At 37.6% G+C, this 22,976-nt stretch carries 23 protein-coding genes and 1 pseudogene; 10 read left to right on the top strand and 14 right to left on the bottom strand.

Features of this window, described 5'->3' with window-relative positions; translation table 11 throughout:
• Window positions 1-102 precede the first annotated feature (102 nt).
• Window positions 103-921, bottom strand: coding sequence for a polysaccharide deacetylase family protein (locus GI584_RS02175; RefSeq protein ID WP_153790089.1), 819 nt, complete (start codon window positions 919-921; stop codon window positions 103-105).
• A 67-nt stretch (window positions 922-988) separates the two neighbouring features.
• A complete protein-coding gene (locus GI584_RS02170) occupies window positions 989-1,333 on the bottom strand; it encodes a DUF4260 domain-containing protein (RefSeq protein WP_153790088.1) in 345 nt (114 codons plus the stop codon).
• A 130-nt stretch (window positions 1,334-1,463) separates the two neighbouring features.
• Here GI584_RS02170 and GI584_RS02165 point away from each other — a divergent pair, with 130 nt between their 5' ends.
• Window positions 1,464-1,862, top strand: a complete 399-nt coding sequence (locus tag GI584_RS02165) for an ACT domain-containing protein (protein ID WP_100362243.1) — start codon at window positions 1,464-1,466, stop codon at window positions 1,860-1,862.
• 434 nt (window positions 1,863-2,296) lie between these two features.
• Here GI584_RS02165 and GI584_RS02160 read toward each other — a convergent pair whose 3' ends face one another.
• On the bottom strand, window positions 2,297-3,739 hold the full coding sequence (locus tag GI584_RS02160; RefSeq protein ID WP_194842104.1) for a glycoside hydrolase family 1 protein: 1,443 nt from the start codon (window positions 3,737-3,739) through the stop codon (window positions 2,297-2,299).
• 189 nt (window positions 3,740-3,928) lie between these two features.
• On the opposite strand from GI584_RS02160, the gene GI584_RS02155 reads away from it, so the two are divergent.
• The gene (locus GI584_RS02155) at window positions 3,929-4,648 is read left to right on the top strand and encodes a MurR/RpiR family transcriptional regulator (protein WP_153790087.1); all 720 of its coding nucleotides are present in this window, start codon (window positions 3,929-3,931) and stop codon (window positions 4,646-4,648) included.
• On the opposite strand, the gene GI584_RS02150 is transcribed toward GI584_RS02155, so the two are convergent.
• Window positions 4,620-5,114: a metal-dependent hydrolase gene (locus GI584_RS02150; RefSeq protein WP_100362245.1), complete on the bottom strand. Its 495-nt coding sequence runs from the start codon at window positions 5,112-5,114 to the stop codon at window positions 4,620-4,622. The two genes, GI584_RS02155 and GI584_RS02150, sit on opposite strands and share 29 nt — an antisense overlap.
• Window positions 5,115-5,264: 150 nt before the next feature.
• Between GI584_RS02150 and GI584_RS02145 the strand changes: the two genes are divergently transcribed.
• A complete protein-coding gene (locus tag GI584_RS02145; RefSeq protein WP_100362246.1) occupies window positions 5,265-6,215 on the top strand; it encodes a sodium:calcium antiporter in 951 nt (316 codons plus the stop codon).
• 26 nt (window positions 6,216-6,241) lie between these two features.
• Here the strand turns inward: GI584_RS02145 and GI584_RS02140 are convergent, their stop codons facing one another.
• Entirely contained in the window at window positions 6,242-6,688 is a 447-nt protein-coding gene (locus GI584_RS02140; protein WP_153790086.1) for a DUF1801 domain-containing protein, read from the bottom strand.
• Window positions 6,689-7,016: 328 nt separating this feature from the next.
• Between GI584_RS02140 and GI584_RS02135 the strand changes: the two genes are divergently transcribed.
• Window positions 7,017-7,511: a L,D-transpeptidase family protein gene (locus GI584_RS02135; protein ID WP_100362573.1), complete on the top strand. Its 495-nt coding sequence runs from the start codon at window positions 7,017-7,019 to the stop codon at window positions 7,509-7,511.
• Between the two features lie 137 nt (window positions 7,512-7,648).
• Here GI584_RS02135 and GI584_RS02130 read toward each other — a convergent pair whose 3' ends face one another.
• The 5 genes from GI584_RS02130 to GI584_RS02110 form a co-directional block, all read right to left on the bottom strand.
• The gene (locus GI584_RS02130; protein ID WP_100362248.1) at window positions 7,649-9,100 is read right to left on the bottom strand and encodes a flotillin lipid rafts scaffold protein FloT; all 1,452 of its coding nucleotides are present in this window, start codon (window positions 9,098-9,100) and stop codon (window positions 7,649-7,651) included.
• 15 nt (window positions 9,101-9,115) lie between these two features.
• Window positions 9,116-9,610 carry an NfeD family membrane protein gene (locus GI584_RS02125; protein WP_194842103.1) on the bottom strand — a complete coding sequence of 165 codons (495 nt, stop codon included), beginning with the start codon at window positions 9,608-9,610 and terminating at the stop codon, window positions 9,116-9,118.
• A gap of 282 nt (window positions 9,611-9,892) precedes the next feature.
• The gene (locus tag GI584_RS02120; protein ID WP_153790084.1) at window positions 9,893-11,089 is read right to left on the bottom strand and encodes an MFS transporter; all 1,197 of its coding nucleotides are present in this window, start codon (window positions 11,087-11,089) and stop codon (window positions 9,893-9,895) included.
• 148 nt (window positions 11,090-11,237) lie between these two features.
• Window positions 11,238-11,711, bottom strand: coding sequence for a DinB family protein (locus tag GI584_RS02115; RefSeq protein WP_153790083.1), 474 nt, complete (start codon window positions 11,709-11,711; stop codon window positions 11,238-11,240).
• Window positions 11,712-11,740: 29 nt separating this feature from the next.
• Window positions 11,741-12,970 carry an MFS transporter gene (locus GI584_RS02110; RefSeq protein ID WP_153790082.1) on the bottom strand — a complete coding sequence of 410 codons (1,230 nt, stop codon included), beginning with the start codon at window positions 12,968-12,970 and terminating at the stop codon, window positions 11,741-11,743.
• A gap of 117 nt (window positions 12,971-13,087) precedes the next feature.
• Here GI584_RS02110 and GI584_RS02105 point away from each other — a divergent pair, with 117 nt between their 5' ends.
• From GI584_RS02105 to GI584_RS02080, 6 genes and pseudogenes are all read left to right on the top strand, one after another.
• Complete coding sequence (locus GI584_RS02105; protein WP_153790081.1) at window positions 13,088-13,672, top strand: CGNR zinc finger domain-containing protein; 585 nt, start codon at window positions 13,088-13,090, stop codon at window positions 13,670-13,672.
• An 89-nt stretch (window positions 13,673-13,761) separates the two neighbouring features.
• Window positions 13,762-13,936 (top strand): annotated as a pseudogene (locus tag GI584_RS23935) (glyoxalase); the annotation flags it as partial.
• Between the two features lie 167 nt (window positions 13,937-14,103).
• Complete coding sequence (locus tag GI584_RS02095; RefSeq protein WP_153790080.1) at window positions 14,104-15,063, top strand: ABC transporter ATP-binding protein; 960 nt, start codon at window positions 14,104-14,106, stop codon at window positions 15,061-15,063.
• On the top strand, window positions 15,056-16,567 hold the full coding sequence (gene opuFB, locus GI584_RS02090; RefSeq protein ID WP_153790079.1) for an osmoprotectant update ABC transporter permease/substrate-binding subunit OpuFB: 1,512 nt from the start codon (window positions 15,056-15,058) through the stop codon (window positions 16,565-16,567). Before GI584_RS02095 ends, opuFB begins: the two co-directional genes overlap by 8 nt.
• 43 nt (window positions 16,568-16,610) lie before the next feature.
• Complete coding sequence (locus GI584_RS02085; protein WP_100362256.1) at window positions 16,611-17,021, top strand: VOC family protein; 411 nt, start codon at window positions 16,611-16,613, stop codon at window positions 17,019-17,021.
• A 157-nt stretch (window positions 17,022-17,178) separates the two neighbouring features.
• Entirely contained in the window at window positions 17,179-20,391 is a 3,213-nt protein-coding gene (locus GI584_RS02080; protein WP_153790078.1) for a DEAD/DEAH box helicase, read from the top strand.
• Window positions 20,392-20,441: 50 nt separating this feature from the next.
• Here the strand turns inward: GI584_RS02080 and GI584_RS02075 are convergent, their stop codons facing one another.
• The 4 genes from GI584_RS02075 to GI584_RS02060 form a co-directional block, all read right to left on the bottom strand.
• A complete protein-coding gene (locus tag GI584_RS02075; protein ID WP_153790077.1) occupies window positions 20,442-20,990 on the bottom strand; it encodes a DUF7010 family protein in 549 nt (182 codons plus the stop codon).
• 70 nt (window positions 20,991-21,060) lie between these two features.
• Complete coding sequence (locus GI584_RS02070; RefSeq protein ID WP_153790076.1) at window positions 21,061-21,666, bottom strand: TetR/AcrR family transcriptional regulator; 606 nt, start codon at window positions 21,664-21,666, stop codon at window positions 21,061-21,063.
• 13 nt (window positions 21,667-21,679) lie between these two features.
• Window positions 21,680-22,462, bottom strand: a complete 783-nt coding sequence (locus GI584_RS02065) for a DNA alkylation repair protein (protein ID WP_153790075.1) — start codon at window positions 22,460-22,462, stop codon at window positions 21,680-21,682.
• On the bottom strand, window positions 22,462-22,893 hold the full coding sequence (locus GI584_RS02060) for a VOC family protein (RefSeq protein ID WP_153790074.1): 432 nt from the start codon (window positions 22,891-22,893) through the stop codon (window positions 22,462-22,464). The genes GI584_RS02065 and GI584_RS02060 overlap by 1 nt, the downstream gene beginning before the upstream one ends.
• Window positions 22,894-22,976 lie beyond the last annotated feature (83 nt).

The following is a 22,976-nucleotide window of genomic DNA, read 5'->3' as shown; positions in this document are numbered from 1 at the left end:
TTAATATAGGAAGGCTGACCAGGGGTATCTCACACACTTTGGTCAGCCCTTTTCTATATAGTTAAAATTAATGAACTTGAATAGTCGTAACCAGAGGACTTATCATTTCCATGTCTCTTCCTTTATCAATTCCACTTGTTTACCACCAGGTACTTCCACAACCCGTTCATCAACACTTAACCAAACCGATTGCGCTGATGGGTTATAGACAAACTGGCTATTTGCTGAGAAATGCAATCCCCTAAAGGCTTTGATATAATCAACAATTTCCATATTGGTTGCATACCATATATCTTCTTTGCCTCCAATAAATTCGGAGAACTGTTCGATTAAGTCCCAATTATCATCATGATCAAATTCATAGCTATGTCCCCACACATAAAACATATATAAATATTGTTTTTTATGTAAGGAAACAAACTCTTCAGCCAGTTGTAAAAGATTTCGGTTATGATGACACGTTGGATTCCATTCGATAAAATCATCTGGCATGCCAAAGTTTCCTGTACTATTTACTGTTCTTGCATATTCAATCCCTAAATAAGGTAATATTTCTTTGATTAAAGAGCTATAAGAACCATTCGGATAGGATAGGCCTCTTACTGGATAGCCAACCAATTCTTCTAGCTTTTTACGGTCTTCCATTACTTCTTCTATTAGCTGTTCTTTTGGGGAACGTGCAATGGTAGGATGTGTGACCGTATGTGCTGAAAGTTCATGCCCCTGATATAATGACGCTATTTCTTCTGGTGGTATCCTGTCCCCTTCTCCAAGTAAACCTGAATTCAAGTGAAAAGATCCTTTGATTCCATAACGATTAAAGATATCTATTAAACGTCTGTCTGCCGCTTTCCCATCATCATAGCTCATCGTTAATACTTTGAATTTCCCTTCTGGGAAAGTCATCACTACTTTAGGCATTTGAACCATCTCCTTTTTAAAACGCTTCCATTTTATTGTAACGCATGTAGAACGAAATATCTGCTATTTAAATTCGATCAAAATGCGTGTCCTTAAACCCGGTGGTATACTTTAATCCATAGCCCACCATTCGATCCATACCAATATGTGCTGTCCAGATTAAACTGATCGCCAATAACAAATCATTAAAAAGAAAACCGATAACGACACCACAAAGTGAAAGAACATACGTATGAAAAAGGTTATAAATAATGGAACCGACCTTGTTGTTAATCAAATATCCTAGCATTGCAAGATCTGGAGCCAGTAATAATAGGACTAGCATCAGCCAACCAAAAGAGAAATAAAAATATGCATAAAGACTTAATGCAAAAACAGTCGCTCCTTCTAAATGTAACAATAATTTATTCACAGGACACCGCCTTCTTTTTATCTTACAACCATTCTACTACAAATTAGCATTTCGAATGAATAAAGTTTTCGTTAATTTTATTTTATAATAGTAGATAATAACTATTTTTTACACAAAAGGAGAATAATCGATGAACTTTTCACTACTAAAAAACCATTATTCCGTCATAAAATTAGCACCGCAAGAAAGCATTCCAGCTCACCTGATGCAAAGCGATGAGCTTTTTTCTGTCTCTTATACGGAAGAGGAATGCTCCATTGTTTGTAATAGTAACATAACGTTTGATGATCATATTGTTGTCGACAAGGAAGATGGATGGTGTTGCCTAAAAATTGAGGGAATGCTTGATTTTGCGCTTACAGGGATATTAGCCAACATAGCGACCACTCTTGCCAATCATGATATAAGCATCTTTGCTCTTTCGACTTTTAATACAGATTATATTCTGATCAAAGAAGAAAATTTGGAAAAGGCGATAACCGTGTTAACAGAAGCGGGACATCACGTAATTAATGGAACTGCTAGATAATTTTAGAACGTAGAACATGTAGGCAACGCCCGTATATTCAAACATACAGGCTACTGCAATCCAATATTCATCAATTTCAGTTCATCTTGTTCATTATAAATTTTGGTACTTATCCTCTTTCTTAGTTCCAAATTTAAGATATTGGGTTTCATTTTGGTACTTAAACTGGCTTTAAGTACCATATTTGACCGTTTGCTTTCTAGTTTTGGTTCTTAATCGTCTTTTAAGTACTATTTTGATTTTACGCTTTGATATTTTGGTACTTATTTTTTAGGCTGACAATTTATACTTTCGCCCAAGGGCATAAGGGCGATTCGAGAAGTCGCCTAGTTTCTGGGTGATCGGAGCCAGACATCTGCGCAAATTCTATACTTTCTTGTTTAATAAGAAAGAAGAAGAGATATACACTCTCTTCTTCTAATAACCTTATTCTTTTATAATTCTTTCCCATTCGTTTCAATCACATTTTGATACCAGAAAAATGATTTCTTTTTGCTACGTTCAAGTGTTCCGCTGCCATCATCCTCTTTATCAACGTAAATAAAACCATAGCGCTTGGACATTTCCCCTGTAGATGCACTCACTAAGTCAATACAACCCCAAGCGGTATATCCCATTAAATCGACGCCATCTTCTATCGCTTCTCCCATAGCGACAATGTGGTCACGCAAATAATCCATTCGGTAATCGTCATGGACAGAGCCATCTTCTTCTACTATGTCTTTCGCACCAAGTCCGTTTTCAACGACAAAAAGTGGTACACGATAACGGTCATATAATTGACTTAAAGCAATTCTTAAACCAGTTGGATCAATTTCCCATCCCCAGTCACTTGCTTTCAAGAATGGATTTCTTACACCAGACATAATATTACCATCTGCTTGCTTTTCATCCGCTTTTTCCTTTTTCTCTGTACGGGACATATAGTAACTAAAGCCAATATAATCAACGGTGTGTTCTTTAATCAGGTCTAAATCGCCTTCTTTTATATCCAACTTTATATTATTTTCTTTGAAGTAACGTGTCATAAACGCAGGATATTCACCGCGGACTTGCACATCTGCACAATAATAGTTAAAGAGACGCTCTTCCTGTAGTGCATGCATAACATTATCCGGGTTAGCATCATATGGATAAACTGGCGCATATAAAATCATACAACCAATTTGGGCATCTGGAATAATCTCATGACAAGCTTTTACTGCTAGGCTGCTTGCAACAAACTGGTGGTGAAATGCTTGAAATGTTGGCGTATATTTATCCTCTTCCTTCTGAATCGAGAAACCGAGTCCCATAATTGGCATGATTAGCCCACTGTTAATCTCATTAAATGTCATCCAGTATTTCACTTTATTTTTATAACGTTCCAAAATCGTTTTGGCATAACGCTCAAAGAACGTTACCACTTCTCTGCTTCTCCAGCCACCATAATTTTTCACTAAATTAACCGGCATTTCATAATGAGAAATAGTCACGACTGGTTCAATATTGTGTTTATGCAATTCATCAAATACCCGATCATAAAAGGCTAATCCCTCTTCATTCGGTACTGTCTCATTACCGTTAGGGAAAATTCTCGTCCATGCAATCGACATCCGAAATACTTTAAAACCCATTTCTGCAAACAAGGCTATGTCTTCTTTATAACGATGATAAAAATCAATAGCCTCATGATTGGGGTATGTATATTTCTCCGTATTCACTTCAAAATTAAAGCCAGGTTCTTTTAAAATATTTAGCCGCCCTTTTCCACCTGGTAATACATCTGCTATATTTAAACCTTTATTTCCTTCATGGAACCCGCCTTCAATCTGATTAGCAGCAGTAGCTCCACCCCATAGAAAATTTTTCGGGAATTCATATGTTTTTATAGACATTACACAACCTCCTGTTACATTATTCTATTTGCATTATAGTGTGGATCATATCTAAGGTAAATATGAATCCAGCTTTCTGTTGTGTATAACAACTTTCGTGACATGTTTCATTAATGATACAATGTGTAACATTTTCTGTGATTATGCTAAAATGAGAGAAAGACTTTATATAGAAGGGATTCCACATCCATGTTTACCCATGAAATGATTGCTTCCTTTAATGAATTAGAGTTGTCGCTGTATAACTATATATCGAATAATAGTGAAAAAGTAGCTTACATGAGAATTCGTGAATTAGCGGAGGAAACACATGTATCGACAGCTACGATTTTACGCTTCTGTCGTAAAATTAATTGTGATGGCTTTTCGGAATTTAAGGTGAAATTAAAAATGCACTTAGAAGAAAACAAACGGACGGTTATCAAAAGCCCTCAGCATTCCATCACAGAATTCTTCGAACGTACACTAACCGGAGATCTAGAAGAAAATATGAATGATGCAGCCAAATTAATAGTAGCAGCAGAAAGTGTGATTTTCACTGGAATCGGAAGCTCCGGTATTCTAGCTGAATATGGAGCAAGATATTTTTCCAGTATGGGGAAGTTTTCAGTCTATATCAAAGATCCTCATTATCCGATTCACGCTAAATTTCGCTATAACAGTGTAACGATTGTACTCTCGGTTTCAGGAGAGAATCCTTTTACTGTAACACACGTAAACCAATTGAAACAGGAGGGCAGTAAGATTATTAGCATTACGAATAATAAACTTTCAACGATAGCCAAAATAGCAGATATTAACCTTGCCTATTATGTTACGGAAGAAAGATTTCAAGATTCCAATGTAACGACGCAAGTACCGGTTGTTTATATTTTGGAATCTATTGCACGAAAAATAAAGAATCCATAATGGCGATGTCTTTTCCAAAGTAAATAGTCAGCAAAGTCAGCCCTAATAACAAAAGATTTTCAACTGCACCACCGGTTTTTGTTGTGAATGGAAATCTTACGGTAATGTTCACTGGATAAAGTAATTTTATTCCTTGTTTCGTCATAGAATCTAATAGGAAGTGGCTGATCATTCCAATAACGACACCTATAATCAATGATCTATTACTAGTAATTAGCGATAATAAAAATCCAACTAACAGTAAAAATAATAGACTATGAGTAAATGTACGATGACCAAATAACGTATTAATCAATTTAGACAGGAGTGGAAATTTTCGGCCAATTTTACTTCCCCCATGACATATGTCTGGTATTAATCCCCCTATAGCTCCTGCAAATATAAACCAAGCAGGATCATAATCTGTAAAAGTGGCCATCACAGTAGTTGCTGCGATCCCACCCATTATATGTGTTTTTCCTGTCATATGTATTATATCTCCTTTTCATGTTGCGGATAACAGTATGCAATGAAGGCATTTATCATACCATATCCATTCTTTTCTATCAAGAATATATGTTCGCTGTTGTAAAAATTTTATAGTTTAATTGTGATTATAATTTTAGGGAGGATAGTCATGACATTTATCGTATTTTTTCTGGCAGCTATAATAGTTATTTTTGCCGCAATACAATTAAATAAATATGGAGATGTCATTAATCAAAAGTCAACACTAAGTGGGGCTATGGTAGGGACCTTTCTAATTGGCGGGGCAACAAGTTTACCTGAGTTAACAACTAGTTTAACTGCTGTATATATTGACAATGCCGATATTGCCGTTGGGAACATGTTAGGCAGCAATGTGTTTAACGTTTTGATTTTAATGACATTTGATTTTATTTATCGAAAAAAAAGAGTATTTAATACCGTAGAACAAACCACGCATTTCCCAATTGCCAAAACCGGATTTGTAATGACTTCCTTATTAGTCATTGCCATTCTTTGGGACAACTCTCCCAGCTTTTTTCACATTGGCTTTGAGATGTATCTACTTATTATACTTTATTTATTTGTTGTGAAAAAACTCGATTATGAGGAAGAAGATATTGAGGTAACATCTGATTTAACATTAAAACAAGGTGTCATTCGTTTTATCTCCGCCGCCATTGTCGTCTTTCTTGCTGGTAGTACTTTAACTATTTCCGGCGACAAAATTGCTGAACAAACAGGCATGAACTCCAGTTTTGTCGGAAGTTTTTTGATTGCAGCGGCAACCTCTTTACCTGAATTAGTCACTGTACTTGCAGCATTCCAGATGGCCAAATACTCCCTTGCTATCGGAGCTATTTTAGGTAGTAACCTATATAATCTGCAGCTATTGGTAATTACAGATATCTTCCATCAAAAAGGTGCAATTTTAAATATGACAAGCCTATCAAATGCTATGACAGCTTTACTTGGGCTGATGATGATCTTCTTAACTATCTATGCATTACAACGACCATTAGTCAAAAATGTATTCATCTATGCGTTGCCATCAGCAACAACTATTGTTCTATATTTTATTGCTACCTACATCATGTTTTAACACTAGACAGGGGACAGGGAAATGAATCACTCTGTCCTATTTTTATACATCTCGATCCATTCATTTACTGTTATTTTTGCGGAAAGTTCACCAAGCAACTCAAACGGGATTTTTTTAGGATTTGTGAATCGAATACAACTCTTACCCATATTTAATTTGGTAGACATGTGATTAGGATATTCCTTTTCAAACCAGTCTAGCAATTTCTCATCAGCATAGATGCCCATATGATAGACAGCGATATGCTTCTTTTGTGCTGCAATACTTATAAAAGGGAGAGGTGTGCCTTCTTGGGCATGGTACCCTTTAGGAAATGTTGACAATGGAACAACAAACGAAGGCATCCCATACTGCATTTCAAGTGTAAAACCATCTGGAATGTTCTCATCAATCACATGATAGAGTTTAGTAAACGGTTCATGCCATTTTTCTTCTTTATCTTTTAAATATGCTTGAATGATAGCTTCTGACATAAACGCTCCTCCTTATTTTCTTTACATTGTAGCATATCATTTTATTATTTACTGTCAAAAATAAAGTAAGCAAATATCAATTTGAACCTCTTTTTAGCAGCAAAACACAATTTATTAGATGACACGGTAACAAATGAACATAATGTTTGTTTTTTACCAGTTTTTTCATATAGAAAACAAAGTGAGTACATAAAGGTCAGAGGGACAGTGGTACTACTCACCCTTACGGACACTTGCCTAATTGTGAAAAATAAATTAACCATTATGAAACACTTTTTATAATCTACATAGAATGTAGTATGACAACTAACTTATGGAGGTGTTTAAACTGTTTCATACTGTTAAACCTGGTGAAACACTGACTCAAATTTCAAAAGATTATCGTACACCACTATCGGTAATTATTAGTGCCAACCCGGCAATAAATCCAAATGTCATTTATCCTGGCCAATCCATTGTTATACCAGGATTTCCTCAACCTCATACAATTTCATATCAGATTGATGTATCAATTAACAATCGTTGGTTAAGGTTACTAAAAGATGGTGTACTACAGAAACAGTATCCCATTGCTGTTGGAAGAATACTACATGGGACACCAGTAGGAAATTTTATAATTATAAATAAAGCACCTAACCCTGGGGGGCCATTCGGTACAATGTGGATGAGTTTATCAAAAGAACACTATGGGATTCACGGAACGAATGATCCTAGTTCGATTGGTAAAGCTGTATCAAGAGGCTGTATTCGAATGTATAATAGAGATGTAGAGGAATTAGCAAGTATTGTGCCAATTGGAACAACGGTTTTAATTCATCCATAATTTTCTTAAGTGTGGGGGAAACCTACCACTTTTTATTAAATTCTTTCATTCCCTAATAGTGGATAATCTATGTTTTGTTAAACATAGATTATCCACTACTAATTATAGTACAGTTAACTTAAGCCTACCCTCTTTCTTTATTCTCCATCGGTTACTTCTGGTTTTTCTTTTTTAGCTCCTGCTAAACTATCTTTAATTTTTGTTTCATTATTGGATGCCACATTATCTAACATCCCTTTTAAATCAACACCAGATACATCCTTTAATGTTTCTGGTAATTGGCTCATCAACTGCGTTACATAACTACTCATTCGAGTAGCACCATCGCTATCGCCTTTCCCATTATCAACAACCGTAACCTTGTCAATAGAACGAACTGGTTCAGCAATTTTTCCAGCAAATTCAGGAAGCATGTTGATAATCATTTCGAGGATCGCCGCTTCGCCATATTTCTCCATCGCATCGGCAAGTTTTTCTTTCGCTTCTGCTTCTGCTAAACCTTTTTGACGAATAGCATCTGCTTCTGCTTCCCCGTCTAAGCGAATTTGTGCAGCTTCTGCCTCGGCATTTTTAACACGAGTAACTTTATCAGCTTCCGCTTTTTGTTCCGTTGCATAACGCTCCGCCTCTGCCTTTTTGGAGATATCCGCTTCATATTGACGTTGCTTACGAAGTACTTCTTTTTCGTCAATTTCAATTTGTTTATTTTTCTCCACAAGCTGGATTTGCATCTCTTCTTGTTTAACTTGTTGTTCTGATTTAGCACCCTGTAATTTATAGGCCATATCTGCTTCTGCCTTGGCAGTATCTTGATCACGCTTATAAGCCGCTACTTTCAATTCTTTCTCTTTCGTTGACTCTGCAATTTGGGTTTCACTTAACAATTCTGCACTTTGACTTTCACGCTCTGCTGAAGCTTTTTGAATACGTGCATCTCTCATTGCGTTCGCTTCGGCAATTTGGGCGTCTCTTTTTACTTCTGCAATACGCGGTTTCCCTAGTGCTTCCAAATAGCCATTTTCGTCTTGCACATCTTTAATGGTAAACGAGACAATTTGCAGCCCCATTTTCTTTAAATCCACGGCCGCTTGGGTTTGGACTTCTTGTGCGAATCGTTCACGATTTTTGTAGATCTCTTCTACTGTCATCGTTCCTAAAATCGCTCGCAAATGACCTTCCAACACTTCTTGTGCTTCTTTTCGAAGTTCGGAATTGTCCTTTCCTAAGAATTGCTCCCCAGCTGTCGCAATTCCTTCCGTTGTACTTTGTACCTTGATAATCGCAGTTCCATCAGCCATTACTGGTACACCATTCTCAGTGTAAACATTCGGAGTAGAGATATCTAAACTATGGGAGCGCAAACTGATGTTTTCTTTTTGTTGGAAAATCGGCAGGATAAAAGCACCGCCACCACGGACGATCTTAATACCGCCTCCATCATCCGTCCTGTGTACATTCTTGCTCCCTAAGAAACTACCTGTTACGATCATAGCATCATCTGCGCCTACGGTTTTATAGCGAGCTGCAAATAGAATCGCAAATGCTAGGATAACCGCAACCACGACACCAATAACAATCAAAAAATCCATTCTTAGCCTCCTATATTACATTTCATCGATTTCTGATACGTATAACACGTGGTCTTTCACTTGGACAACCACAATCTGCTGTCCTTGCTTAATTATCTTCTTGTCAAAACTTACTGCCGTTTCATTTCGACTTCCACTAGTGGAGGAAATAAATACTTCCCCCATGCCTTGAGCGGGAATCGTGGTAATCACTTCGCCCACTTTACCTTCTAAGTCATGAACTGATATAGAGGTAGAGGATTCGGCATTCGACAAAGGAATCACGAGAAAATAGTAAATAAGTAAGTATGCTCCAATTCCTATTAATAAACTAATCAGTAAGACATAGATCTCACCTAGGGAAGAATACTTGGTCAGCAAGACACCTGATCCTCCCACAACAGATAAAGTACCAAAAACGAGTAATGGATTGAAAAATTCTCCCAAACTATCAAATAGACTATCTAAGAGTCCATCCAATACATTACCTAGTAAAAGGGAAATAATTGCAAAACCTAGACTTCCCCACAAAAGCCACCAATAAATATCTAATACTCCAATATGTACACCTCCTGATGATATTACTTATTAATGTATACGAATCAAAAACGAAAAAGTTCCCAATTCTTTGCAAAAACAGGGAACAGTATAACGTTTATGTATATTTATTACTATTTTACCATAAATGGATAATTAATTGGCGATATTTTATAATAGTTCATCAACCAAGTCACAAGAAATTTTCAGGGTTGGTACCACTGTTCAGCTTGGATCTCATATGTTTCGAGTACGCTTGTTCTAATCGTTTTTCACCTAAGCTTCCACCTGTTCACTCGCTTGTTCAGGTTGTTGACCTTTCAAAAACACAATAAACAAAAACATAAAAAGAGATAACCCCGCAAGTACAAGCGAAACGACCATTGTTGGAAAGTGATCCATAATACCTCCAGTAACTAGTGGGAGAACAATGCCTCCAACTCCCCCAGCCGCTATCAATATACTAGTATTTCGTTCCGTACTACCCGGAAGCATTTGGTTCGCATATACAAGGGCAATTCCAAATATTCCAGCCATCATCAACCCGATTAGAACAATCAAAACATATCCTAGCCACAAACTTGTAATAAAACCCAGACTCGCAACAAAAATGACCATTCCAAAGCAGCAAACTCCCAAGTAACGAGCATAGTTCATTTTTTCTGCTAAGTAACCTGCTGCCAAACGCCCTGTTACCATCGCTCCCCAAAAGATTGTAACGGCTAGCGTTGCCGCAAAGGTTTCTGTGCCTAATTTGCTAATAAGAATCGATGGCAGAAAATTCATGATACTGACTTCTGTTCCAACATAGATAAGGAAAAATAAAATAAACCCGGTAAATAAAGTATACCTACCTCCTAAAAATGGTGTTGATTCTGCCTGTTTTTGTTTTTGTTCTTCTTGTTCCATCGATTTTGCCATCAACTTATCCAGTGATCCAAAGGAAACCTTCATCCAAATCACACAAATAATAAGCGCATACAAACCTAATACTAAAAAGGAATAACGCCATAAGTCTGTCGATGCTAACCAACCGGATATAATAGGCATAATCAGTGAACCTATTCCAAAGAAAACTTCTAATCTACTAAAAGCCACTGCTGGTTTATCTTTAATCGCATCAATAATAAGCGAGCCTACCAATGGCTCGATAATTCCAAAGCCTAACCCGCAAAATACAGCGATGACCAACCACCAAGTCCATGGAATCAATGATACAAATGCGATTTGTGCAAGGCCAATCGATAGAATGGCAAATACTACAGCGCGTCTACGTCCTAAAAATTTCGATATATAAGACGAGCAAATAACCCCTGTCAGAAAACCAACTGATTGACAGGCAATTAAAACACCACCATCTGTATAATTCCGGTTATAATAGTCCAAGATTTCTGTTAACAAAGAACCTATAATAATATGTGTTAGTCCTATCAACAAATAGGTAAAGCAAGCAATCCATAGTAACCGTTTCATAGTATCCCCCAAAGTAACTGATTGTCATTTCACAGATTATTTCACTTCTCATACGAAAGTGATGAGTTTACTATATCACAAACCGTTATTCACAAGAACAAAAGAGTTTACGTGTAAATATCACGCAAACTCTATCATTCAACTATTTTCATTCACCTTCTTGTAATACTTGATTAATGCTTTTAATGATTCCAAAATGCATGCCTTCGTGATAAATTATAAAGCTTACACAATCTCCAATGGTTGAAATTTGCAAACCTGTCGATGTGGTATACTCTTCCGGAATGGCATCATCTAAACGTTTTGAAAGCAAAGAATCAAGCCTTTCCAACTGTTCCTCCAATGCATTAATTAACTCTGTTGTTTCCGGTGCTTCCATTGTCCATTCTTTTGGCGATGTACCAGGGCTAAATAATTCAGGGAAATTTACCGGAAACTCCGTCTTTTCGCCAGTCAACCGAAAAACAATTATTTCTAGCGCAACGTAAATATGACCCAAGTTCCACTTAATATGATTATTAAACCCTTTAGGTATGACCTCAAACCGTCTTTCTTCCAACTGTTTAACATAATCAATGGTACTTTGTCTTGCAAATTGTAACTGTTTCAGAAGCTCATCCATCCAACTCAGCACCTTTCATCTTAAGTTTTTTATGATGTAACGGTTTTGTCCTTCACCGTAACAGCCGTATCTCTAATAAATAGTGTCAAAATAACACCAAATGCTAATAACAATCCGCCAGTCCAGAATGCAATCGTGTAATTTCCCGTCACTGACCTTAAATATCCGCCAAGAAATACACCGATTGCGGCAAAAACTTGATGGATGAACCAACTGAAGCCAAGAATACTTCCCATCGCATTTTTGCCGAATTTATCACCAATAATACCGGTAACTAGCGGAATAATGGGCATGGAGGAAATACCGTATATAACAGCAAATAGATATAACTGCCAAATACCCGGTGACATGGCGACCCAAAAAAAGGCTAGCAATCTTACAATATATAGAAAAATAAGCATATTCTTCTTACCCATTTTATAAGATAATTGCCCAGATATCCACATCGAAATTGCACTGGCTAATGCTGCAAGTCCTAATAACTGGCCTCCCAGTGACTTTGCTCCTCCTAGATCTACTGCATAATTAGGCAAATGCATGGTTACCAAATACAGTGTAAAACCGCATGATGCAAAACCTAATGAAGCAAGCCAAAACTCTTTACTCCAGATAGCTTCTTTTAGAGTCGCGCTATGGCTGCTTACAGTAATCGACTCAGCATAATCATCTGGCATTTGCCCCACTTCATCAGGGTTATTTTTCACAAAAATCAACACCAGCGGGACAACAATAGCAAGCATAATGACACCCAGTATGAAGAATGCCATTCGAAAACTAGCTAATGCAATGAGCGAACCTGCTAAAGGCAATAATAACAGCTGGCCAATATTCATTCCCATCGAGCTTCTCGAAAGCATTTTTGCACGTTTTTTGATATACCAGCGAGACACTAGTACAGAATTTGCCATCGATCCACACCCCGCAAATCCGATAGCTGTGAGAACCCCATAATATACAAAGAATTGCCATAATTGTGTGATCGTTGCGCATAGAATAAATGCCATTCCCATTAAGCTCGCACTTCCTGCAATCACTATTTTGGGGCCAAATCGGTCGATACCTTTTCCCATAATTGGCTGAAAAATTCCCCAAGTCACCATATTAAGGGATACCGCTAAACTAAGCACTGCCAAGTCCCATCCATATGTTTCATTTAATGGCGCAAAAAATTGACCTGCCGTTAGATTCAAACCAAATGCACCCATCAAGGTAATAAATGATACCCACACAATTCTTGAACCGATAAACTTATGATTCATTCAAACTCCCCTTTTTTAACCTGTAAAATTATGTTTTAGTAGTTAATAATATACACCGTTTTATTTAACCTGTCAAATGTGTTATTATAGGTTAATATCGAAAGGTTGCTGATAATAATGAAAGAAAACATAAAATTCCCGCTTATATCAGGAAATATCTCATTAGATTTGGTCAATACAGAGGTCGTTCGGCATGGAGTTCGACATGATTTACTAACTGATAAGGAACATGTAAAGGCATGGATCCACACTTTGTTATCAGAAAACATTGTATTAACACAACAATTTGATAGGAAAATAGATGATTGGAGCGAGCAAGCATTAGACCTTTTGAGAGAAATGCGTGCTTACCTTCGAGAACATTTTGAAAAAGTGGCTGATGGGAAAGAAGCACCCTCTGAGATGGTGGCACTGCTGGAAGAGCGGATGAAACAAGCTCCATTTACGTATCAATTGATTGATAATAAGCTTGTTCCTGTCCCTTTAGGTGATCCTGCACAGTCGCTAATGTCCTTAATCGTAATGAATGGTTTACAATTAATAGCTTCTGGTGATTTAGATCATTTACACCGATGTTCTAATCCAGAATGTGTTTTACTTTTTATTGACAAACGTGGACGTCGAAAATGGTGTTCGATGCAAATTTGCGGAAATCGAGTCAAAGTAACAAGACATCACAAGAGGAAGAAAGAGGAAAAATAAGTGTGTCATTCAACATTTTTCTTGAAAACAGCTTTTAAATGCTGTTTTTATTCTATGTTTTACTGAGACAAACCTTTAGAAATGAAGACTATCATGTAGCTTATCACGTCGATAATTTTGATGAGGCGTTAGTCGATTGGAGGACTAAAGGAATTCGAGTCCTTGAAGATTCTTTACGGCCAAACAAGCATGATAGACGATTAATTTACTTAAACCCCGCTGATACAGAAGGGAAGCATTATTGAATATTGTGATTATCCTTAAGACAGAGATAGGACAAGATGCTTAGCCCTTCATTAAACTAGTTCAACCGAATAATGATAATGCGAGACTTATCAGCGGGGATTTTACGGACGATTAGCACCGTAATAAAGGGGAAAAGTATCCATATACACTATTATTTCAGAGTTTAAAGAAGGGGTTTTATTCGAATGATCACTTTTAAAAATGTTACCAAGCAATTTGCTGATGGTACGACTGCTGTAGACAGCATGAGCTTCTCTATTGAAAAAGGAGAATTTTTTGTGCTGATTGGACCGAGTGGCTGTGGAAAAACCACTACGCTTAAAATGATGAATCGTCTCATCCCCCTATCTACTGGGACCATTTTAATTGATAATAAAAGAATCAGTGAATACAACATCCATGAACTAAGGTGGAATATAGGTTATGTTTTGCAGCAAATTGCGCTTTTTCCACACATGACCATCGAAGAAAATATTGCAATTGTTCCAGAAATGAAAAAATGGAACAACGATCAGATCAAAGAACGTACCAACGAATTATTACATATGGTAGGCCTTGATCCGGACACATATCGCCAGCGTAAGCCAAGCGAACTTTCAGGTGGCCAGCAACAACGAATCGGAGTTATCCGTGCATTAGCGGCAGACCCGGATATTATCCTAATGGACGAACCATTTAGCGCATTAGACCCGATCAGCCGGGAAAAATTGCAGGAAGACATGATAGACTTGCAAAAGAAAATTAATAAAACAATTGTATTTGTTACCCATGATATTCAAGAAGCGTTGAAGCTGGCGGACAGAATTTGCATAATGAGAGAAGGTAGCATAGTTCAGTTAGGCACTCCAAACGATATCCTAACGAGCCCTGCCAATGACTTTGTCCGCGACTTTGTAGGCTCTTCTAACAAAATAGGCACTGCTTTTCACTTAGAGGATATTATGCAACCTATAGATAGACAAGAACCAAAACCAGCTTTTACAATTGATGCATCCGCTACTCTGGAAGAAGTATTAGAGATGTTATCCAAAGAAGACACGCTACATGTTACATCAGAAGGTAAAACAGTCGGTAGAGTGAATAGACAGATGATCGTTCATTACTTTTCTTCCTCCTTAAAAGAAGGGCGGGGAGAACATGTCTAACTTATATGACGTATTTCAAAGCAGACAAGATCAATTATGGCAGGCATTATGGGAGCATATACAGATATCTTTCATTGCCTTATTGTTTGCCGTAATAATTTCCATACCACTTGGAATCTACCTGACGAAACAAGAGAAAGTTGCAGAAGCTATTATCGGCGTGACCGCAGTTTTACAAACTATTCCTTCCTTAGCTTTACTAGGCCTTTTCATTCCTTTATTCGGAATCGGCAAAGGACCGGCAATCATTGCGTTAATCATTTATGCGTTGTTACCAATCTTGCGCAACACGTATACAGGCATCAAAGAAGTTGATCATTCATTAATTGAAGCAGCAACAGCGATGGGGATGAATACATCCAAAAAACTGATGAAAGTAGAACTTCCACTAGCAATGCCAGTAATTATGGCAGGGATCAGAACAGCCATGGTCTTAATTGTCGGGACAGCGACTCTTGCTGCATTGATTGGAGCTGGCGGTTTAGGTGATATCATTTTGCTAGGAATCGATCGGAATAACACATCACTTATTATATTTGGGGCAATACCTGCTGCACTTTTAGCAATCTTTTTTGATCTATTATTAAGAAAGATGGAGAAATTCTCTTTCAAGCAATCAATAGTGACAATCGTATTCATTGCGATTATTTCTTTACTATTTATTCTTGTGCCAAATATCATGGAAAATGATGAAGACACCATTGTTATTGGCGGAAAATTAGGCACTGAACCGGAAATATTAATCAACATGTACAAAATATTAATTGAAGATGAAACAAATCTTCAAGTGGAACTAGAATCGGGCTTAGGTAAAACGTCCTTTTTGTTTAACGCATTGCGATCTGGAAGCATTGATATCTATCCAGAATTTACCGGAACAGCATTATCGCAATTTTTAAATGAGACCGCCTCAAGTAATAATGAAGAAGAAGTCTATCATCAAGCACATGATGGATTATTAGAAGAATTTGATCTGAAATTCATACAACCAATGCAATTCAACAATACGTACACATTAGCAGTTCCAGAGGAATTTGCCGAACAACATCAATTAGAGACTATTTCCGATTTGCAAAGGATAGAACATGAAGTTCAGGCAGGATTCACGCTCGAATTCTCTGATCGGGAAGATGGCTATTTAGGAATTCAGGACCTGTATGGACTAAATTTTCCGAACGTTACCACGATGGAACCACAACTTCGATATGCGGCTATTGAAGAAGGCGATGTCAATCTAATTGATGCTTATTCTACGGACAGCGAATTAAGAAGGTACCATTTACAAGTGTTAGAAGATGATCAAGATCTCTTCCCACCTTATCAGGGAGCACCACTGCTAAGACAAGAAACACTGGATCGTTACCCTGAGCTGGAGGAAATACTTAACCAACTTGCTGGAAAAATTACAGATGATCAAATGCGCGAAATGAACTACCAGGTAGCAGTCGAAGGAAAAAGCGCACACGAAGTTGCACGAACCTACTTAGAAGATGAAGGGTTATAACCATGTTATAATAGTGTTTAAATAGATGTGAAAGGTGATTTTAATGAAAAAAGTATTAGATCATATTGGGATTGCAGTTAGAGATCTGGAAGGCAGTATCGATTTTTATATAAATGTCTTAGGTGGAGAATTATTCGATCGCTATCGTAGTGAAGCTGCTGGTGTCGAAAGCGAAATTGCGATCATCGATATAGAGGGTGCTCGTACAGAATTATTGATGCCAACTAATAATACAACCTCTCCCATTGCCCGGTTTATCAAACAAAAAGGCAAAGGTGTTCACCATATCGCATATCGCGTGGATAACTTAGATATAGCAATTGAGAACCTAAAGAAAGAAGACATTCGCGTGATGGAACACACTAGACGAGTCAACAAACACGGCAGACGATTAATTTACTTAAACCCTGCCGATACAGAAGGAACCATTATCGAATATTGTGATTATCCTTAAGCAAGAATATGACATAGTGCCTGTCCCAACATTTATGTTCAATTCGTTACTAGTTGAACAAAAGGGAGACTTCCAGGACGCTTAACACCGTGATAAAATATTGGACAAATACCAAATGCACATTACATGTGTCTTGATAGAAGGCGAGTACGCATATATGAATATAGAATGGAGTCATAAAAAAATAGAAGAAGCCTGTGGTAAAACTTCCTTCAAAAAAGGACTTTCCTTTTATCGTTCGAATAAAGTATATCTTGAAACTTCCACCCCTTACCGTTGCAAGGCAATCGTAGCTGGAAAGGAGAATTTCCATGTCACGGTTGAAAAGGATGAAAGTGGTCATATAAGTACAACATGCAGCTGCCCTACATTAGCATCTATAAAAAATGACTGTCAGCACGTAGCGGCCGTTTTACTGGCGATATCTGAACATCCACAAAGAGAATTACATCCTCATGCAGACTCTTCGTCTAGTTCAGAAATTTCAAAAGGGCTAATGAACCTATTTGATAATCGCCCGATCCGTCCCAGTGCCCAACAGCCACGATTTGAAAGTCGGAATGTGCTTCCATTAGCTTTCACGTGCAAACTTATTACCAATAACAAAGGAAAATCCCTGTTTGGAATAGAAGTTGAGGTTGGCAGTACGAAAGTTAAAAATATCCGTACCTTTCTTAAGCAAGTGAAAGAAAGTAGTAGCTATGTTCTAGCTAATTCATTCACTTATGATCCTGAAATGCATTGTTTCGCACCTGAAACCGACAACATTATACAACAATTGATCCAAGTGATTAATGACGAGAAGGCATATGGCTATGATCAGTTAATAGATAAATTTGAATATAACATAAGCGATCAGCTATTAGTTATTCCGCCTTCTCCCTGGGAACGACTGGTGCCCTTACTCACTAAAGCACCAGTTGTGAAATTAACAAACGGGAAGGAAATAATAGAGAAACTCTACTTTTCCGATCATGTCACATTGCCATTATCGTTTTACTTTACCAAAACTCACAATCACGATTATCTACTCACCGTTAAAGGACGAGATAAGATCATCGTGTTAGATGCTTATAGAGCTCTACTATTTGATGACAATTTAATACAGATAAAAGAGGAGGACTTTCAGTATCTATCTGAGCTCATCCATATACTCGATACTTCTGAAACCAATCAAATTCCGATTCCGCCAAGACAAACAGAATTTTTCATAGAAAAAGGACTACCCATATTGAAAAGGTTAGGTCAAGTCCATTTACATGGTGCTGTCACTAAACAACTGAAGCAGACTCCTTTACTTATAAAATTATACTTAGATCGAGTGAGAAACCGACTTCTTGCAGGTTTGGAATTTCATTATGGAAATATTTTGATCAATCCATTAGATGATGAGCAAATCGAGACGACATCGATTTTAGTAAGAGATGAGGCGAAGGAAAATGCCATACTGCAAATGATGGATGACAGTCAATTTACAAAGACAGATAGTGGATATTTCTTACATAATGAAGCTCTGGAGTATGACTTTTTATACCATATGCTCCCGAAGATTCAAAAATTAGTACAAGTATATGCTACAACTGCTGTGCGGAACAGGATATTCAAGGAAAATCCTCGACCAAAGATTAAAGTAAAGATCCAAAGGGAACGAACCAACTGGTTGGAATTCAAATTTGAAATGGATGGTATTCCTGACCAGCACATACGTGAAATTTTATCGGCTTTAGAGGAAAAGCAAAAGTACTATCGTTTGCGGGACGGTTCACTATTGTCATTGGAAACAAGAGAGTTTGAAGAGCTTCAACGTTTTTTGAGGAGTACTGCTCCGATCCAGGATCAGGAAGACGTGGTAAGTGGACTACATGTACCAGTCATTAGAGGAGTGCAGTTACTAGACTCCGCTGATGATCAGGTATTCACATTCGAGAAATCGTTTCGTCAATTCCTACACACTATTCAAAATCCTGATAATCAGACGTTTACAGTCCCGAATAGCTTAGCGACAATATTACGAGACTATCAGACACACGGCTATAAATGGCTAAAGACGCTTGCTAGCCATGGGTTTGGTGGAATTCTTGCAGATGATATGGGCCTTGGCAAATCGCTACAAAGTATCGCATTCATTTTGTCCGAGCTTCCTATTATCCGTAAGAAGAAACTCCCTGCGCTTATCGTTTGTCCATCATCTTTAATGTATAACTGGCGTAGTGAGATAAAGAAGTTCGCATCTGACATTCAAGTGGCTATTATAGATGGAAATAAAACAAAACGGGTCAAAATGCAGAAAAAAACATTAGAGTTGGATGTTGTCATTACTTCCTATCCATTGTTACGAATGGATATAGACTGGTATAAGAAACAAACCTTTCACACCGTTTTCTTTGATGAAGCACAAGCTTTTAAAAATCCTGTTACTCAAACAGCACAGGCCGTAAAGAAGTTACAGGCTGATAATCGTTTCGCCCTAACTGGTACACCGGTAGAGAATAATCAAGAGGAACTATGGTCGATTTTTCATGTCGTCTTTCCTGAGCTATTTCAAGGGTTGAAGGAGTATAGTAATCTCACGAGGAAACAGATTGCTCGACGGGTCAAGCCGTTTTTACTTCGCAGGGTAAAAGAGGATGTCCTCTCAGAGTTGCCAGAAAAAATTGAATCGAGGGAATCTGTCGAACTGCTACCAGATCAAAAGAAGCTTTATGCCGCTTATTTGGCAAAACTTCGACACGACACGTTAAAGCATCTAGACAGGGACACATTACGGAAAAATCGGATCAAAATCCTTGCTGGCCTCACACGGTTACGGCAGATCTGCTGTCACCCTGCCTTGTTTGTAGATGGGTATAAAGGGAGTTCTGCTAAATTTGAACAGCTAAAACAGATTCTAGAGGAATCGAGGCTAGCAGGAAGAAGGGTTTTAATTTTCTCACAGTTTACGAAAATGCTTGAGTTAATAGGTAGAGATCTAGCCATTCAAGGCAGGTCCTTTTTGTATCTGGATGGGCAAACCCCGTCAGAAGAACGTGTCGAAAGATGCAATCGATTCAATGCAGGTGAATGCGATTTGTTTCTCATTTCAATGAAAGCAGGTGGAACAGGCCTCAACCTGACTGGTGCTGACACGGTTATTTTATATGACACTTGGTGGAATCCTGCTGTGGAAGAACAAGCGGCAGACCGCGCCCATCGTATTGGTCAGACGAGTGCCGTACAAGTCCTCAAGCTTGTTGCCCGTGGTACAATTGAAGAAAAAATGAATGATTTGCAAGAAGAAAAAAGATCCCTTATAGGAGAGATCATTGATTCGAAGGAAAAAGCATCGGCCACATTAACGGAAGAAGATATTCGTGAAATATTGTTATCGTAAATTTTTACCAGGGATGTGAGGGACAAGGTACCTGTCCCTCCGTCCCAATTCTAGTTTCCTTTCACCTTACTTTTATAGTCGCCATATAATAAGAGGCTTAGAATGAAAAGAAAAATAACCATCATAAGCGGAATGATCCATAATTGACTTTCTTCCATCGTCCAGCCTGCTAACATAATCGATACCGAAATAATAGGAGCGAATATATAATAAGGCTTCGCTTCATAAAACCAGCCATAAGGGAAAAAATGTGCTCCTGTCACAATAGCAAAAAAGATAATCATTTCCTTTGGACTTTGCATAAACGCCCAAAATATAATAGGAAAATACATAAATTGAGCTAAATTTAAGAATAACCCTAACATTCCAAGTGGATTATCCGCTAATTTCCAATCGGCTTTTACAATAGTTGAAACAGCTAATGCAAGTGGAAAAAGGAAAGCGGTGAGAAAAAACAAGATAATATTCTTTGTTAGAAGTGGTATGGATTGCAAATAAACGACAGTAATTGCTAGCCAAATAATTGTTGCAGCGATAATAAAAGCAATTCCGTTTTTCCCTTTTATAGCAGCATCTCGTTTCAAAGCGAGAATATTCAATTTTTAACCTCCACTATTTTAGACTTTAGCTTGTTGTGTGATCTTCTGTTGATTACCTTATGATACCATGTTAAGAATAACTTGCTTCATTTTTCTTTTTTAATCCTTCTAATAAATGCTCCAGAACTACCATCGCTTCTTCTATTACCTCTTCCTGATCAAGTCGATCAGCTATCCATAGCACCGCTTCATTCATTGCTCCTGATAAGCAATGTGTCATCGCCTCAATCGAAACCGGCTTTAGTAATCCTTGTTCTTGCATCAACTGTAATTGTTCTTTCAAAGAACTCATCGAGTATTTTTCGTCCATTTTCCGAAACATGTCCCATCCTAAAACGGCCGGTCCATCTATCAAAAGGATACGTTGATTGTGGGATTGCACTGCCCCTTCCAAAAAAGCTCGACAACCACGGATTAACTGCTCCCAGCTGTCATTACCTCTTGCCGCTTCCGCTTCTACATGTTCCCCCACTTCCTTTTGAACAGTTTCAAAAACAGCAAGAAAAAGTCCTTTTTTATTTTGAAAATGGTGGTATAATGCCCCTCGAGTTAAGTTCGCTTCTTTAACTATCTCTTCCAACGCTGCTTTTGCATAGCCATACTCTGTAAAATGATATCGTGCAATTTTGATCAAGTTATCTATCGTCTGTTCCGTTTCCAATTTGGTTCTTCTCATGCTGTTCCACTCCTTACTCCACTTTTCGCAATAATTCTAATGCATGCCCATGTTCTGATTTTACCAGAGTTCTTAATCCATTTTTAATTATTTTTCGATTCACATGATGATTGGCTTTCATCAGTTGATGCAACCATACTAAAACTTGTTCCGGAGATTCTTTCGTTAAATCATTCAGATGATTGGCTACTGATTTTTGCACATAAGGAGAAGTATCATGAAGCAATTTTTCTAGTAAAGATAAATTGTTTTCAAGATTATTCTTAAGTGGCGGCATCTTTTTAGCCCATGGCAGCCTTGGTCGTGTTCCTTCACTCACTAATCGTCTCACATGTGGATTCGGATCTGTTATCCAATCTTGAAGATAGGCCATGGAAGAATTGGTATCCGCTATTAGATATGGACGGATCGCATATTCAGCTGTATATCGTTTTGTTATTTCATACATAGCATGGAAGGAAAGATCAAAATACTCCAGCCCATACTTTTCAACAAAATAGGCTACCGGCATTAAGAAATACCCATTGGTAAACATGCCTTCTTCTGTTTTATTTTGCGGTCCGAGTATCTTTAATAAGATAGCTGAAGCTTCTTCATAGTCTGATGGGAGGTATTGTTGCAATGCATCCGCAATCACCTCCACTCTAGCTTTCAATTCTTTATTCTCAACTTCTAAGGTTACTAACTCTATAAATGCCTTTTTGTTAAAGTGAGGATGGATCGGGTGAATTAATTCAGCTAAACGAAGGGCTAATTCCTGGTCAAAATAATATTTTAAAGGAACATAATTGCTCATTACACTTCGTCCTTCCATATTTCTTCTTTATACTGATCTTGAAATGACTCATCAGGTGGGATTACGGTGATTACATCAATTAAAATGCCATTCGGATCACTTGTAATGAAATGTCTTTGGCCAAATACCTCGTCACGTAATTCAAGGTGTAAAGGAAGTCGATTTTCTTTTATCAGGTTCTGGTATACTTGATCCACATTGTCTACCTCAAAATTAAGGATTAGCCCTTGTACTGACTTACCAAACGAAGATGGCACTGTTTCATGACTAGCTTGAAGGATTGCCAATTCATCACCAGTCTCCTTTTGTTTCAAACTCATGTACCAATCAGCATCAAATACGACAGAGAAACCAAAATGCTCGTGATAAAACTCTCCAGTTTCCTTTACTTTTTCTGTCATCAATACCGGATAAAAACTGCTTAATTTCATGATTCCCACTCCTCTTTTAAATTTGAATTCATTTTAACATACAAACTGTATGTATGTTAAATGATATGATATAATGTGATTAA

Origin of the sequence: Gracilibacillus salitolerans, from assembly GCF_009650095.1 — a bacterium.
GTDB classification, from domain to species: domain Bacteria; phylum Bacillota; class Bacilli; order Bacillales; family Amphibacillaceae; genus Gracilibacillus; species Gracilibacillus salitolerans.
The sequence above is the reverse complement of the archived record's forward strand: the minus strand, read 5'-3'. Positions and strand labels throughout refer to the sequence as shown.

Excerpts from the sequence above, each read along its gene's own strand:
- GI584_RS02175 (WP_153790089.1), bottom strand. The coding sequence starts at position 921 with ATGCCTAAAGTAGTGATGACTTTCCCAGAAGGGAAATTCAAAGTATTA.
- GI584_RS02165 (WP_100362243.1), top strand. The coding sequence starts at position 1,464 with ATGAACTTTTCACTACTAAAAAACCATTATTCCGTCATAAAATTAGCA.
- GI584_RS02160 (WP_194842104.1), bottom strand. The coding sequence starts at position 3,739 with ATGTCTATAAAAACATATGAATTCCCGAAAAATTTTCTATGGGGTGGA.
- GI584_RS02155 (WP_153790087.1), top strand. The coding sequence starts at position 3,929 with ATGTTTACCCATGAAATGATTGCTTCCTTTAATGAATTAGAGTTGTCG.
- GI584_RS02150 (WP_100362245.1), bottom strand. The coding sequence starts at position 5,114 with ATGACAGGAAAAACACATATAATGGGTGGGATCGCAGCAACTACTGTG.
- GI584_RS02145 (WP_100362246.1), top strand. The coding sequence starts at position 5,265 with ATGACATTTATCGTATTTTTTCTGGCAGCTATAATAGTTATTTTTGCC.
- GI584_RS02140 (WP_153790086.1), bottom strand. The coding sequence starts at position 6,688 with ATGTCAGAAGCTATCATTCAAGCATATTTAAAAGATAAAGAAGAAAAA.
- GI584_RS02130 (WP_100362248.1), bottom strand. The coding sequence starts at position 9,100 with ATGGATTTTTTGATTGTTATTGGTGTCGTGGTTGCGGTTATCCTAGCA.
- GI584_RS02120 (WP_153790084.1), bottom strand. The coding sequence starts at position 11,089 with ATGAAACGGTTACTATGGATTGCTTGCTTTACCTATTTGTTGATAGGA.
- GI584_RS02115 (WP_153790083.1), bottom strand. The coding sequence starts at position 11,711 with ATGGATGAGCTTCTGAAACAGTTACAATTTGCAAGACAAAGTACCATT.
- GI584_RS02110 (WP_153790082.1), bottom strand. The coding sequence starts at position 12,970 with ATGAATCATAAGTTTATCGGTTCAAGAATTGTGTGGGTATCATTTATT.
- GI584_RS02105 (WP_153790081.1), top strand. The coding sequence starts at position 13,088 with ATGAAAGAAAACATAAAATTCCCGCTTATATCAGGAAATATCTCATTA.
- GI584_RS02095 (WP_153790080.1), top strand. The coding sequence starts at position 14,104 with ATGATCACTTTTAAAAATGTTACCAAGCAATTTGCTGATGGTACGACT.
- opuFB (WP_153790079.1), top strand. The coding sequence starts at position 15,056 with ATGTCTAACTTATATGACGTATTTCAAAGCAGACAAGATCAATTATGG.
- GI584_RS02085 (WP_100362256.1), top strand. The coding sequence starts at position 16,611 with ATGAAAAAAGTATTAGATCATATTGGGATTGCAGTTAGAGATCTGGAA.
- GI584_RS02080 (WP_153790078.1), top strand. The coding sequence starts at position 17,179 with ATGAATATAGAATGGAGTCATAAAAAAATAGAAGAAGCCTGTGGTAAA.
- GI584_RS02070 (WP_153790076.1), bottom strand. The coding sequence starts at position 21,666 with ATGAGAAGAACCAAATTGGAAACGGAACAGACGATAGATAACTTGATC.
- GI584_RS02065 (WP_153790075.1), bottom strand. The coding sequence starts at position 22,462 with ATGAGCAATTATGTTCCTTTAAAATATTATTTTGACCAGGAATTAGCC.
- GI584_RS02060 (WP_153790074.1), bottom strand. The coding sequence starts at position 22,893 with ATGAAATTAAGCAGTTTTTATCCGGTATTGATGACAGAAAAAGTAAAG.